The following is a 12,961-nucleotide window of genomic DNA, read 5'->3' on the forward strand; positions in this document are numbered from 1 at the left end:
GTGTGCGCCGGCCCGGCGCGAGCCGGCCGGGCCGGTCACACCGGGGGTGCCACGGTCTGCCCGTAGTGGTCGGCGACCACGCGGGAGACGGCCCCGATCGGGTCCGCCGCGACCTCCTTGGCGGCGAAGAAGACATGACCGCGCACCTGTGCGTGCTTCTTGGCGAGCGTCAGATGCCGTGACAGCTCCGCCGGGTCCTGCCAGGCGGCGGGCTGCGCCGGGTCGCCCGCCTTGTACAGCGCCTCCCCGAGGTACAGCCGCGTCCTGCTGCCCTTCGCCACCGACGCCCACCACGGCACGAGCTTCGCGTAGTCGGCGGCGGCCAGCCCGATGTTCCAGTAGAGCTGCGGGCAGATGTAGTCGATCCAGCCCTCGCGCACCCAGGTCCGGGTGTCCGCGTGCAGATCGTCGTACGTCTGCACGCCGGCGCGGGTGTCGGAGCCCCGGGAGTCGGTGGCGGCGTTGCGCCACACCCCGAAGGGGCTCACCCCGAACTGCGTGGTGGGCCTGATCCGTTCGACGGCCGCCGCCATCTCCTTGATCAGCTTGTCGATGTTGTCCCGCCGCCACGCCGCCCGGACCGGGAAGGCACCGCCGTACGCGTCGTAGGCGTCGTCGTCGTCGAAGGACTGCCCAGCGACCGGGTACGGGTAGAAGTAGTCGTCGAAGTGAACGCCGTCGACCGCGTACCGCTCGACGGCGTCGAGCATGGCCCGCTGCACGAACGCCCGGACCTCCGGCAGCCCGGGGTTGTAGTAGAGCCGGCCGCCGTACGGCACCACCCAGTCCGGGTTCTGCCGGGCGGGATGGGAGGCGAGGAGCCGACCGAGGTCGCCGTGGTTGGCGACGCGGTACGGGTTGAACCAGGCGTGCAGCTGCAGTCCGCGCTTGTGGGCCTCGGTGACGGCGGTGCCCAGCGGGTCCCAGCCGGGGTCGCGGCCCTGGGTGCCGGTGAGGACCTGCGACCAGGGCTCGTGCGGTGACGGCCACAGGGCGTCCGCCGTGGGCCGCACCTGGAAGATCACCGTGTTGAGGCGGCGCTTCACCGCCGTGTCCAGATGGGCGAGGAGTTCGGTGCGCTGCTGCCGTGCGGTCAGGCCCTGCCGGGACGGCCAGTCGCGGTTCGCCACGGTGGCCAGCCACATCCCGCGCATCTCCTGGCCGGCGTGGCGTCGGTCACGGCCGGGCCCGTCCGCGACGGCGGTCCCCGCCGACAGGGCGCCGCCCGACGCCACGAGGGCCGACAGGGCGGTGACCGTGAACGCCCGTCGTGACAGCGGTGACTTCCGGTGCAGCATCGTCTTCGTACCTCCCGTGGTGACGCGGCCAAGGACCCCCGTATCGGGACCGATCCGGACGAACGGGACCGGTCCGGCGTCAGCCTTTCATGAGGCACCCGAACGATCGATCAAGCTGCGCCGAAGGTAACGTGCCCTTTTGGAGCAGGCGCCGAACAACGGCGGACCTGCCGCAGTCGTGGATCAGCGAAGGGGACGATGTGACCGGCATCTCCGGAGATATTGCACGCGTCGGTGTCGTGGGCTGCGGCCAGATGGGGGCGGGCATCGCCGAGGTCTGCGCCCGCTCCGGCCTGGACGTGAAGGTCGCCGAGACCACCGGCGAGGCCCTGGAGATCGGCCGCACCCGGCTGCTCAACTCCCTGGCCAAGGCCGCCGAGCGCGGCAAGATCAGCGAGGAGGAGCGGGACGCCACCGTGGCCCGGCTGTCCTTCACCACCGACCTCGGCGAGTTCTCCGACCGGGACCTGGTGATCGAGGCCGTCGTCGAGAACGAGCAGGTGAAGACGGAGATCTTCCAGGTGCTCGACCAGGTCGTGACCCGGCCGGACGCGATCCTCGCCTCCAACACCTCCTCGATCCCGCTGGTGAAGCTGGCCGTCGCCACCTCACGCCCCGACCAGGTCATCGGCGTCCACTTCTTCAACCCGGCGCCGGTGCAGAAGCTCGTCGAGCTGATCCCCGCGCTCACCACCTCCGAGGGCACGATCGCCCGCGCGCAGAACTTCGCCGAGAAGCTGCTCGGCAAGCACGCCATCCGCGCCCAGGACCGCTCGGGCTTCGTGGTGAACGCCCTCCTCATCCCGTATCTGCTCTCCGCGATCCGGATGTTCGAGACCGGCATCGCCAGCCGTGAGGACATCGACAACGGCATGGAGATGGGCTGCGCCCACCCGATGGGCCCGCTGAAGCTGTCCGACCTGATCGGCCTGGACACCGTCGCGTCCGTGGCGCAGAGCATGTACGACGAGTACAAGGAGCCGCTGTACGCCGCTCCCCCGCTGCTGCAGCGCATGGTCGACGCGGGCCGGCTGGGCCGGAAGACCGGCTCGGGCTTCTACGCCTACGGCTGATTACCGACGGTCAGATTCCGGCCGCACGCGTGAGCCCGGCACCGAAAAGGTGCCGGGCTCGCGGCGTTCGCACCCGGTGTGCGCGCCGGGCCCGCATATGCCGTTCGCACACGCTCCCCACGCGTCCACCAGGCGAGTTCACTTTGCTGCGCATGCCAGGGATGGAAGACCACTGCGGAAAGGAGCGGACACGTGACCGCCGATCCCGAGCATCCCGCCGTTCAGGGGGAACTCGCAGAGTTACGACGCCGGCTCGACGTCGCCTACGCCCGCGTGGAGGGCGGGCTGACTCTGCTGACACACCGCACCGAGGAGAGCGCCAAGGAGCTGGACGAGCTGGACTCCCGGATCACGACGCTGGAACACGCGCGCTGGCCGCTGCCCGCGGTCGCCGCCCTCGTCGCCGTGGGCGCCCTGATCGTGGCGGTCTGGCAGGCCGTCGGACGCTGAGGGCGTTCTAGGGCAGGCCCGCGCGCCGGCCGAGGACGTCCTGCCCCAGCCGGAGATGGTGCAGCAGCAGTAACGCGGCCGCCATGTTGGCGGCCGGGACCTCCCCCCGGGCGACCATGTCGGGAACGAGCTTGAGGGGGACCCACTCCCGGCGGTCCGACTCGAAGTCGTCCACCGGATGCCCGACGTACTCTCCCTCCTCGGCCCAGTAGATGTGGTGCCGGGCGTCGGTGAGCCCGTTGGAGGGCTCCACGCTCATCAGGTGGTGCAGGGGTCCCGGCCGCCAGCCGGTCTCCTCCTCCAGTTCCCGGGCGGCCGCGCGGGCGATGTCCTCACCGTCCTCGACGACGCCCGCCGCGAGTTCCCACCCCCAGCTGTCGGTGATGAAGCGATGGCGCCACAGCAGGAGGACCTCGTTGGCCTCGTTGACCACGGTGGCCACCGCGACCGGCCGCAGCCGTATGAGGAAGTGGTCCAGGTGCCGGCCGTCGGGCAGCTCCACGTCTGCCAGGTTGACGGTGAACCAGCGGTTTTCATACACAGTTTGTTCGTTCTGTTTCGTCCACTGCACGGTTCTGCCACCTTCCGTCGAGTAAGTGGCAATATCGCAGCAGCGACCCGAAGTTGTTCCGGAGAGCGGGCGAGGTCTAGAGCGGTACGCGCAGCGCCCCGTCGATGAGTGCCGCGGCCTCGAAGGTCCCCGCGCAACCGCTGCGCACCAGGTGTTCGCGCACCGCCCGGAGTCTGTCGCGCAGCCGCTGCGACTCCATTCCGCGCGCCTGCTCGGCCATCTGCACGGCGATGGCCACCGCCTTGTCCGCGTTGCCCTGGCGCAGCTCGATCGTGCTGAGCATGGCCAGCCGGTGCACCCGGCCCCGGTCGTGCGCGGGGTTGTCCACGGCCGCCGCAGCGTGCTCCCGCGCGGCCGCGACCTCCCCGAGGCTCAGCAGTGCCTCCGCCACCTGGACGTTGACGAGGCCGGGCTGGACATAGCCCGTCTCGTCGGGTTCGTAGCCGCGCCGGATGCGTTCGGCGGCCTGCTCGGCACGCCGGATGCAGGACAACGCGCTCGTGCCGTCCCCGAGGTGGGCGTACGCCTTCGCCTGCATCGCGTACAGATCCGAGGCGAGCGCCGGGGTGATGTGCTTGCCGGCGGCCCGCAGCGCGGCCTCGGCGAAGGCGACCGCCTGCCGGAACTCCCGCATGAACAGCGCCTGGTTGACGAGCAGCGCGATCACATAGGCGCCCAGTCCCCGGTCCCCGCTGGCCTTGGCCAGCCGCAGCGCCTGGTGGAAGTAGCGCTGTGCCAGCCCGTGCGCGTCCGAGTCGTAGGCGCAGATCCCGGCGATGGCGACCAGTCCGCCGGTGGCGCGGTGCAGCTGACGGCCCGTCGCGTCGGTGTAGCTGCCGCGCAGCAGTGGGGCGGCCTCGGCGTTGAGGAAGCCGACGATCCGGGTGCGTGTCGCCATGCCGCCCGCCTTGCGGTACATCTGCTCGTAGTGGGCGCGCGCGGACCGCAGCATCTCGATGTCGGCGGCGGTGACCCGGTGCCGCCCGCCCCGTGACACGTCGACGTCCTCGGGCGGGTTCTCCCACTCCCACACGGGCATGACGGCGGGCGTGCCGGTGACCGCGGGGGCGCCCAGGATGTGCGGGCGCTGCTGCTCGTCGGAGCGCCACAGCGCGGTGGCCCGCTCGACGAAGCCGGACAGCGAGGTGGTGTGCGCGGCCGACTGCTCGCCCGGCACGCCGAGCCCGATGTCGTCGAGGGTGACCGTGCGGTGCAGCCGCGCGGCGAGCACCTCGCAGATCAGGTCCGGGACCTGGCCGCGGGGCCGCTGTCCCTTCAACCACCGTGCGACGGCCGTGTGTTCGTATCTCAGGGCGAGCCCGCGCGCCCGTCCCGCCTGGTTCACATGTGCGGCCAGCCCCGCGTGCGAGATCCCCGCCTCGTCGAGGATCGCGTCGAGCAGAGTGTTGGGCTGCATGGATGCCCCCCGGGTGGCTCGGTGCCGACAGACTAGTGCGAACCGGTTCACACGGGGTGTGAACGGAGTGCGCGAATCCGTAGGGTGCGCGCGCTGTCGCGGAGAGTTTCGTACCGGTTGACTGAAATGCCTCGCAAGAGGCCGGCCGGGCCGCCGGCTCCCCCTCGTACAGTGCGGCGGCCCGCTTCCGCGCCGTCCGCCCGGCTGCCTGCCCGACACTCCGTGGCGGGGCGGACGGCGCGCCGACGGCCGGTCAGGGTGCGGCGGAGCCGCCCGTGTCGGAGGTCCGTGCCACGAGGGGGCCGCAGGTCACGCGCGCCCGGTCGTTGGCCAGGACGACGAGGGCGACGTCGTCCGCCGGGCGGCCCCGGGTGTGCCGCAGGAGCGCGGAGAACAGGAGGCGCAGCGTGGTCTCGGGAGCGGCCGGAGGACGTCCCGCCAGTCCGGCCAGGATCGTGGGGAGCGGAAAGAACCGGCCGGCGGCGTCCCGTGCGTCCTCGACACCGTCCGTGTACAGGACGAGCACGTCGCCCGGCAGGAACGCGCCGCACCGCACGGGGACCAGGTCGCCCGGGAGCGGGAACGGGCCGACGGGAGGGAGCGGGTCGGCCCGTGCCAGGGGCTCGACGCCGCCGTCGCCCAGCAGAAAGGGCCAGGGGTGCCCGCAGTTGAGGGCGACGAGTTCGCCGTCCGGGCGGATCTCCAGGAGCAGCGCGGTGACGAAGTCCTCCACGGGTTCGTCGTGGGGCCGCTCGCCCAGGTGCCGGGCCATGGCCCGGTCGAGCCGGCGCAGCACCCCGCCGAGGTCGGGCTCGTCGTGAGCGGCCTCGCGGAAGCTGCCGAGGACGGCCGCCACGGTGCCCAGGGCGCCGATGCCGTGCCCGCGGACGTCCCCGATGAGCACGCGTACGCCGTGGTCGGTGGCGGCGACCTCGTACAGGTCGCCGCCGACCCGGGCGCCCCGGTCGGCGGACAGCTGGGCGGCGGCGACCCGCACCCCGGCGACGCGGGCGGGCGGCGGGCGCAGCAGCACGCTCTGCGCGGCGCCGGCGACGGTCCGGGCCCGGCGCAGTTCCCGCTGCAGGGTGCGCCGGGAGTGCAGGAGGAGGCCGGCGCCCACGGCGAGGAGGACGGCGCCGGAGACGACGCGGGCGCACAGTCCTTCGCGGTGCGCGGCCGGACAGGTGAGTTCGTAGGCGAGCACCGTGGCGCCCCAGGCCGCGGGGAGCCCTACGGCGGGCGCTGCGCGGGGAAGCCGAGCCTTGATGCGGAACATGCCGATGGCCCCCCAGGAAAGGCCCTGACGACGCAGAATCGGACCGGCCTCGAAAGGCCGGTCCGATTCTGTCGGCAGATGCCCCGGAACGACGAGATCGCCCGGGGAGATCACCCTATCGAGTGAGGTGACCCCCTGGCGTCCACCGGGGACGCGAGGGGGCCGCCCCGGGGCTCTAACCCCGCAGCACCGCTCCGGTCCGCTCGCCCGCGAGGGCCACCGCGGCGTCCCGCGCGGCCGACGCCTCGTCCACGGTCAGTGTCCGGTCGCCGGCGCGGAAACGCAGGGCGTACGCCAGCGACTTCTTGCCGTCGCCGAGCTGCTCCTCGTTCTCGTACACGTCGAACAGCCGGATGGCCTCCAGCAGTTCACCGGCGCCTTCGCGCAGCGCGGCCTCGACCTCGGCGGCCGGGACCGGCTTGTCGACGACGAGGGCGACGTCCTGCGTGGCGACGGGGAACGTCGAGATGCTGGGCGCCTGGGGCGTGTCGTCGCCGACCTGCTCCAGGGCGTCCAGGTCCAGCTCCATCGCGCAGGTGCGCGCGGGCAGACCCAGCGCCTTCACGACCCGCGGGTGCAGCTCACCGGCGTGACCGATGACCCGCTCCGCCCCGTCCACGGTGATCACCAGGTCGGCGCAGCGGCCCGGGTGCCACGGCCCGTACTGCCCGGAGCGGACCGTCAGCGCGGCCCCCGCCTCACGGGCGACGAGACGCGCGGCCTCGACGGCGTCGGCCCATCCGGCGGGACGCCCGGGGCCCCACCAGCCGGCCTGCTCGCGGGCACCGGCGAGGACGGCGGCCACGTGCCGGGGCTGCTCGGGCAGCACGGCGTCCAGCGCGGCGAGCTCCTCGTCGGTCGGGCGCCGGTCCACCGGCAGGTGCCCGGCCGCGGCCTGCCCGTCGCGCGGCTGGAAGACCAGGCCGGTCTCGAACAGCGCGAGGTCGTGCGTGCCGCGTCCGTCGTTGCGCCGCAGCGCGGCGAGCAGACCCGGCAGCAGCGACGTGCGCAGCGCGGGCTCCTCGTCGTTGAGCGGGTTGACGAGCTTGACCACCCGGCGGGCCGGGTCGTCGGCCTCCAGGCCGAGCTGGTCGAAGATCTGCTCGCTGACGAACGGGTAGTTCGGCGCCTCGACGAAGCCGGCGCCGGCCAGCGCGCGGCCGACCCGGCGGTGCAGCCGCTGGCGGGCGGTGAGACCGCGGCCGGACGGCGGCTTCGGCAGCGTGGAGGGCAGGTTCTCGTAGCCCTCCAGCCGGATGACCTCCTCGGCGAGGTCGTTCGGCTCCAGCAGGTCGGGCCGCCAGGACGGCACGGTGACGATCAGCTCGTCCTGCCCGTACACGTCGCAGCCGATCTGCTGCAGCCGGCGTACGACGGTCTCGCGGCCGTACTCGACGCCCGCGACCTTGTCGGGGTGGTCGGCGGGGGCCGTGATGGTGTGCGGCGCGGACGGCGTGACGACCTCGGTGACACCGGCCTCGGCGGTGCCGCCCGCGAGCAGCACCAGCAGGTCGACGGTGCGCTGCGCGGCCGCCGCGGCGGCGGCCGGGTCGACGCCGCGCTCGAAGCGCCGGGACGCCTCGGAGGACAGCTTGTGCCGACGGGCCGTCCGGGCGATCGACACCTGGTCGAAGTGGGCGGCCTCGATGACGATCTCGGTGGACGCGTTCTCGACGTCGTCGTGGTCGGCGATCTCCGTGTTGGCGCCGCCCATCACTCCGGCGAGGCCGATGGGGCCGCGCTCGTCGGTGATGACCAGGTCCTCGGAGTGGAGGGTGCGCTCGACGCCGTCGAGGGTGACGAGCTTCTCGCCCTCCTCGGCCCGGCGCACGCCGATGGTGCCCTGGACGCGGCTCCGGTCGTAGGCGTGCAGCGGCTGGCCGAGCTCCATCATCACGTAGTTGGTGATGTCGACGGCGAGCGAGATCGGGCGCATGCCGACCTTCTGCAGCCGGCGCTGGAGCCAGATCGGCGAGCGCGCCTCGGGGCTCACACCGGTCACGGTGCGGGCGGTGAAGCGGTCGCAGCCGAGGGGGTCCGAGACCTTCACGGGGTAGCCGAAGGCGTTGGGGCCGGGCACGTCGAGCAGCGCCGGGTCGCGCAGCGGCAGGCCGTAGGCGATGGCGGTCTCGCGGGCGACGCCGCGGATGGACAGGCAGTCGCCGCGGTTGGCGGTGACGGCGATGTCCAGAACCTCGTCGACGAGTTCGAGCAGCTCGATGGCGTCCTTGCCGACCTCGGTCTCCGGCGGCAGCACGATGATGCCGTGGGTGCCGTCGTCGCCCATGCCCAGCTCGTCGCTGGAGCAGATCATGCCGTGCGAGACCTTGCCGTAGGTCTTGCGGGCGCTGATGGAGAAGCCGCCGGGCAGCGTGGCGCCGGGGAGGACCACGACGACCTTGTCGCCGACCGCGAAGTTCCGGGCGCCGCAGACGATCTCCTGGGGCTCACCGGTGCCGTTGGCCTGGCCGACGTCGACGGTGCAGAAGCGGATCGGCTTCTTGAAGCCCTCCAGCTCCTCGATGGTCAGCACCTGGCCGACGACCAGCGGGCCCTTGAGGTCGGCGCCGAGCTGTTCGACGGTTTCGACCTCCAGGCCGGCCGAAATGAGCTTGGCCTGCACGTCGCGGCCGGTCTCGGTGGCCGGCAGGTCGACGTACTCCCGCAGCCAAGAAAGCGGGACCCGCATCAGATCTCCATCCCGAACGGCCGGGTGAACCGGACGTCACCCTCGACCATGTCTCGCATGTCCTCGACGTTGTGGCGGAACATCAGCATCCGCTCGATGCCGAACCCGAAGGCGAAGCCGCTGTACTTCTCCGGGTCGACGCCGCAGGCGGTGAGCACCCGCGGGTTGACCATGCCGCAGCCGCCGAGCTCGATCCAGCCCTCGGACGAGCAGGTGCGGCAGGGCCGGTCGGGGTTGCCCACCGACGCGCCCTTGCAGACGTAGCAGAGCATGTCCATCTCGGCGCTCGGCTCGGTGAAGGGGAAGAAGTTGGGCCGCAGCCGGGTCTTCATACCCTCGCCGAACAGCGACTGGACCATGTGGTCCAGGGTGCCCTTGAGGTCCGACATCGTCAGGCCCTCGTCCACGGCGAGCAGCTCGACCTGGTGGAAGACCGGGGTGTGCGTGGCGTCCAGCTCGTCGGTGCGGTACACGCGGCCGGGGCAGATCACGTACACCGGCAGCTCGCGGTCGAGCAGGGAGCGGATCTGCACGGGCGAGGTGTGGGTGCGCAGCACCACGCCGGAGTCGGCGCCGCCGTCGGGGCCCTGCACGAAGAACGTGTCGGCCTCGCCGCGGGCCGGGTGGTCCGGGCCGATGTTCAGGGCGTCGAAGTTGAACCACTCCGCCTCGACCTGCGGGCCCTCGGCGACCTCGTAGCCCATGGCCACGAAGATGTCCTCGATGCGCTCCGACAGGGTGGTGAGCGGGTGGCGGGCGCCGGCCGGCACGCGGTCGTGGGGCAGCGTGACGTCCACGGCCTCCTCGACCAGCACGCGCTGGTCGCGCTCGGCCTCCAGCTCGGCCTGGCGGGCGGCGAGCGCCTTGTTCACCGCGCCGCGGGCCTGGCCCACGCGCTTCCCGGCGTCGGCCTTGGCGTGCGGGGGCAGGGCGCCGATCTCGCGGTTGGCGAGGGCCAGCGGGGAGGCGCCGCCGGTGTGGGCGGTCTTGGCCTCCTGGAGCGCGTCGAGGGAGTCCGCGGCGGCGAAGGCGGCGAGCGCCTCGTCCCGCATGCGCTCGATCTCTTCTGGTTTCAGTGCCTCGACCTCGACAGGGTCGTACGACTTGTTCGGTGCCGACATCTCTTCCCGTGCTTCCGGTTGGCTGGCGGATGGCCCCGTACCGACTCGCGGACATCTCGTCTCGGTCATGGGGACACAAAGGTGCCAAAGGCCGAGTCTAACGGGGTTGAGGTGAGCGAATGCGCCCGTGGGGGCCGGTCCGGCTCTCAGGTGAGGTAGGCCGGTGCCGCCACGGGCAACGTAAATCGGAACCGTGCGCCGCCCCCGGGGGCGCGCCCGACCGTGATGGTGCCGCCGTGGGCTTCGACGATGCCCTTGACGATGTAGAGCCCGAGGCCGGTGCCACCGCGCTTGCTGCCCCGCCAGAAGCGGGTGAAGACGCGGTTCATGGACTCCTCCGGGATGCCGGGGCCTTCGTCGCTCACGGTGACCGACGTGCCGGTGTCCTCTCCCTCGCGGGGGGACGGCGAGGCCGTGATGTCGATGGTGACCGTTCCGTCGCCGTGGCGCACGGCATTTTCGATGAGGTTGCTGAGCACCTGGTCGATCTTGTCGGGGTCGGCCCACAGGGCGGGCAGCGGCTGCTCGACGCGGAGCAGGAACCGGTCGGCGGGCTGCCCGGCGGCGACGTACGCCTGGATGTGCCGTCCGACGGCCGCGCCGATGTCGACGGGCTGGCGGCGCACCTCGAGGCGGCCGCTGTCGATCCGGGAGATGTCGAGCAGTTCGGCGATGAGCCGGGTGACCCGGTCGGCGTCGGCGTCGACGGTCTCCAGCATGAGCCGCTTCTGGTCGTCGGTGAAGCGTGCCCACTTGGCGAGCAGGGTCGCGGTGAAGCCCTTGACGGAGGTCAGCGGCGAGCGCAGCTCGTGCGCGACGGTCGCGATCAGCTCGGCGTGGCTGCGCTCGGTGCGGCGGCGGGCCTCGGTGTCGCGCAGCGAGACGACGACCCGGCGGACGGGGCCGGCCGGTTCGGCGCGGACGTAGCGGGCGGCGACCAGCACCTCGCGGCCGCCGGGCAGCAGCAGATTGCGCTCGGGCTGCCTGCGGCGGATGGCGAGGCCGCCGTAGGGGTCGGTCAGCTGCCACCAGCGCCGGCCCTCCAGGTCCTCGAGCGGCAGGGCGGTCTCCAGGCGCTGCCCGAGGGCGGCGACCGCCGGGACGGCGGTGATGCGTTCGGCGGCGGCGTTGAAGCAGATCACGTGCCCGTGCTCGTCGGCGACGACGAGGCCGTCGGGCAGGTCGTCCGGGTCGATGCCGAGCCCGGCGGTGTCCTCGGCAGGCGTCCGCACCTGTGGTGTCCCCGGTGCGCTGCTCGTGCCGACACTCATCCCCGTACCCCACCTCTCACGACGGCTGAGGGGCCCCCGAGCTGGTCACCCTACTAGCTCTCGGTGACGGAGCGGCACCCTCCGGAGGCGCGCTGTGCACGGGCCGACGCGTAGAGACATACGGCCGCGGCGGTGGCGAGGTTCAGACTCTCGGCCTTTCCGTGGATGGGGACGCGCACGACGGCGTCCGCCAGCGCGCGGGTCTCCTCCGGGAGCCCCCATGCCTCGTTGCCGAACACCCAGGCGGTGGGCCCGCCCATGGTGTCCTCGTCGAGTTCGGCGTCGAGGTCGTGGGCGCCCGCGCCGTCGGCGGCGAGGACCCGCACCCCGGCGTCCTTGAGTCCGGCCACGGCCCGCTCCACGGGTACGCCGACGGCGACCGGCAGATGGAACAGGGAGCCGACGGAGGCCCGTACGGCCTTGGGGTTGTAGAGGTCGACGGAGGCGTCGGTGAGGACGACGGCCTCGGCGCCCGCGGCGTCGGCGCAGCGCAGCACGGTCCCGGCGTTCCCGGGGTCGCGGACGTGGGCGAGGACGGCGACCAGCTTGGGCCGGGCGGCGAGGATGTCCTCGAAGGGGGTGTCGACGAACCGGCAGACGCCGACGAGCCCCTGGGGCGTCACCGTGGTCGAGATGTCGGCGATGACCTGCTCGTCGGCCAGGTGCACCCGGGCGCCGGCGGTCCGTGCCTCGCCGATGATGTCGGCGTACCGCTCGGCCGCCTCGACGGTGGCGAACAGTTCGACGAGCGTGTCGTCGTGCGCGGCGGCCTCCCGCACGGCCTGCGGCCCCTCGGCCAGGAACAGCCGCTCCTTGCCCCGGAAGTTCCGCTTCGCCAGACGCCGTGCGGCGAGCACGCGCTGCGAACGGGGGGAGATCAGCTCGGGGGCTGGGGGGCGCATGCGTTTCTTCACCTTCACAAGTAGTCGACGCCGGGTACGGGCGCGCCCCTCAGGGGCGCGGGGAACTGCGCGACCGGCCACGACGTGCCGGCACCCGAGGACCGACAGGACCGGACGGCAACGACAGGACCCGCAGGCGTCACAGCCTGCGGGTCCGGTCACGTCGGCTCAGAGCCAGCGCGGCGTCAGGCCGCCTTGGGGGCGTTGACGTCGCTCGGGAGCGCCTTCTGGGCGACCTCGACGAGCGCGGCGAACGCGTTGGCGTCGTTGACGGCCAGCTCGGCCAGGATCTTGCGGTCGACCTCGACGTTCGCGGCCTTCAGACCCTGGATGAAGCGGTTGTACGTGATGCCGTTCGCGCGGGCAGCGGCGTTGATGCGCTGGATCCACAGCTGGCGGAAGTCACCCTTGCGCTTCTTGCGGTCGTTGTAGTTGTAGACCAGCGAGTGGGTGACCTGCTCCTTGGCCTTGCGGTACAGGCGCGAACGCTGACCGCGGTAGCCGGAGGCCTGCTCGAGGATCGCCCGGCGCTTCTTGTGGGCGTTGACTGCCCGCTTGACGCGTGCCACTTGTTTAACTCCTTGTAGCGGGGCCGTGGTTGGACTCACACGGCCCGGAATCGATGGGGTCCCGGTCCAGACGTACGGCGCTCAGGCGGAGCGCCGCGAACGTCACTTGCCGAGAAGCTTCTTGATCTTCGCGGCGTCGCCCGGGGCCATCTCGGCGTTGCCGGTGAGGCGACGCGTCACGCGGGACGACTTGTGCTCGAGCAGGTGGCGCTTGCCGGCGCGCTCACGGAGCACCTTGCCGGAGCCGGTGACCTTGAAGCGCTTGCTGGCACCGCTGTGCGACTTGTTCTTCGGCATAGCGCCGTTCTCTCCTCGTGGGTGGCG

The 12,961-nt window shown here is 72.3% G+C and carries 12 protein-coding genes; 2 read left to right on the plus strand and 10 right to left on the minus strand.

Going from position 1 to position 12,961, the window contains the following annotated elements:
• Positions 1-35 precede the first annotated feature (35 nt).
• The gene (locus F8R89_RS06940) at positions 36-1,298 is read right to left on the minus strand and encodes a glycoside hydrolase family 10 protein (protein ID WP_151783131.1); all 1,263 of its coding nucleotides are present in this window, start codon (positions 1,296-1,298) and stop codon (positions 36-38) included.
• A gap of 200 nt (positions 1,299-1,498) precedes the next feature.
• Between F8R89_RS06940 and F8R89_RS06945 the strand changes: the two genes are divergently transcribed.
• Both F8R89_RS06945 and F8R89_RS06950 read left to right on the plus strand, forming a co-directional pair.
• A complete protein-coding gene (locus F8R89_RS06945) occupies positions 1,499-2,371 on the plus strand; it encodes a 3-hydroxybutyryl-CoA dehydrogenase (protein ID WP_318841293.1) in 873 nt (290 codons plus the stop codon).
• Between the two features lie 192 nt (positions 2,372-2,563).
• Positions 2,564-2,821: a hypothetical protein gene (locus F8R89_RS06950; protein WP_151783132.1), complete on the plus strand. Its 258-nt coding sequence runs from the start codon at positions 2,564-2,566 to the stop codon at positions 2,819-2,821.
• Between the two features lie 7 nt (positions 2,822-2,828).
• On the opposite strand, the gene F8R89_RS06955 is transcribed toward F8R89_RS06950, so the two are convergent.
• From F8R89_RS06955 to rpmI, 9 genes are all read right to left on the minus strand, one after another.
• Positions 2,829-3,392, minus strand: a complete 564-nt coding sequence (locus tag F8R89_RS06955) for an NUDIX hydrolase (protein ID WP_151783133.1) — start codon at positions 3,390-3,392, stop codon at positions 2,829-2,831.
• A 76-nt stretch (positions 3,393-3,468) separates the two neighbouring features.
• The gene (locus F8R89_RS06960; protein WP_151783134.1) at positions 3,469-4,809 is read right to left on the minus strand and encodes a transcriptional regulator; all 1,341 of its coding nucleotides are present in this window, start codon (positions 4,807-4,809) and stop codon (positions 3,469-3,471) included.
• A 253-nt stretch (positions 4,810-5,062) separates the two neighbouring features.
• Positions 5,063-6,085: a PP2C family protein-serine/threonine phosphatase gene (locus F8R89_RS06965; protein ID WP_151783135.1), complete on the minus strand. Its 1,023-nt coding sequence runs from the start codon at positions 6,083-6,085 to the stop codon at positions 5,063-5,065.
• Positions 6,086-6,260: 175 nt separating this feature from the next.
• Positions 6,261-8,774: a phenylalanine--tRNA ligase subunit beta gene (gene pheT / locus F8R89_RS06970; protein WP_151783136.1), complete on the minus strand. Its 2,514-nt coding sequence runs from the start codon at positions 8,772-8,774 to the stop codon at positions 6,261-6,263.
• Positions 8,774-9,895 carry a phenylalanine--tRNA ligase subunit alpha gene (gene pheS, locus F8R89_RS06975; protein ID WP_151783137.1) on the minus strand — a complete coding sequence of 374 codons (1,122 nt, stop codon included), beginning with the start codon at positions 9,893-9,895 and terminating at the stop codon, positions 8,774-8,776. The genes pheT and pheS overlap by 1 nt, the downstream gene beginning before the upstream one ends.
• A 146-nt stretch (positions 9,896-10,041) precedes the next feature.
• Entirely contained in the window at positions 10,042-11,166 is a 1,125-nt protein-coding gene (locus tag F8R89_RS06980; protein ID WP_151783138.1) for an ATP-binding protein, read from the minus strand.
• Between the two features lie 53 nt (positions 11,167-11,219).
• Positions 11,220-12,068 carry a TrmH family RNA methyltransferase gene (locus tag F8R89_RS06985; RefSeq protein ID WP_151783139.1) on the minus strand — a complete coding sequence of 283 codons (849 nt, stop codon included), beginning with the start codon at positions 12,066-12,068 and terminating at the stop codon, positions 11,220-11,222.
• Between the two features lie 185 nt (positions 12,069-12,253).
• Positions 12,254-12,637, minus strand: coding sequence for a 50S ribosomal protein L20 (rplT, locus tag F8R89_RS06990; protein WP_006141703.1), 384 nt, complete (start codon positions 12,635-12,637; stop codon positions 12,254-12,256).
• 102 nt (positions 12,638-12,739) lie between these two features.
• Positions 12,740-12,934, minus strand: coding sequence for a 50S ribosomal protein L35 (rpmI, locus tag F8R89_RS06995; RefSeq protein ID WP_004933563.1), 195 nt, complete (start codon positions 12,932-12,934; stop codon positions 12,740-12,742).
• Positions 12,935-12,961 lie beyond the last annotated feature (27 nt).

This window comes from Streptomyces sp. SS1-1 (genome assembly GCF_008973465.1).
Classification (GTDB): domain Bacteria; phylum Actinomycetota; class Actinomycetes; order Streptomycetales; family Streptomycetaceae; genus Streptomyces.

Excerpts from the sequence above, each read along its gene's own strand:
- F8R89_RS06940 (WP_151783131.1), bottom strand. The coding sequence starts at position 1,298 with ATGCTGCACCGGAAGTCACCGCTGTCACGACGGGCGTTCACGGTCACC.
- F8R89_RS06960 (WP_151783134.1), bottom strand. The coding sequence starts at position 4,809 with ATGCAGCCCAACACTCTGCTCGACGCGATCCTCGACGAGGCGGGGATC.
- F8R89_RS06965 (WP_151783135.1), bottom strand. The coding sequence starts at position 6,085 with ATGTTCCGCATCAAGGCTCGGCTTCCCCGCGCAGCGCCCGCCGTAGGG.
- pheT (WP_151783136.1), bottom strand. The coding sequence starts at position 8,774 with ATGCGGGTCCCGCTTTCTTGGCTGCGGGAGTACGTCGACCTGCCGGCC.
- pheS (WP_151783137.1), bottom strand. The coding sequence starts at position 9,895 with ATGTCGGCACCGAACAAGTCGTACGACCCTGTCGAGGTCGAGGCACTG.
- F8R89_RS06980 (WP_151783138.1), bottom strand. The coding sequence starts at position 11,166 with ATGAGTGTCGGCACGAGCAGCGCACCGGGGACACCACAGGTGCGGACG.
- F8R89_RS06985 (WP_151783139.1), bottom strand. The coding sequence starts at position 12,068 with ATGCGCCCCCCAGCCCCCGAGCTGATCTCCCCCCGTTCGCAGCGCGTG.
- rpmI (WP_004933563.1), bottom strand. The coding sequence starts at position 12,934 with ATGCCGAAGAACAAGTCGCACAGCGGTGCCAGCAAGCGCTTCAAGGTC.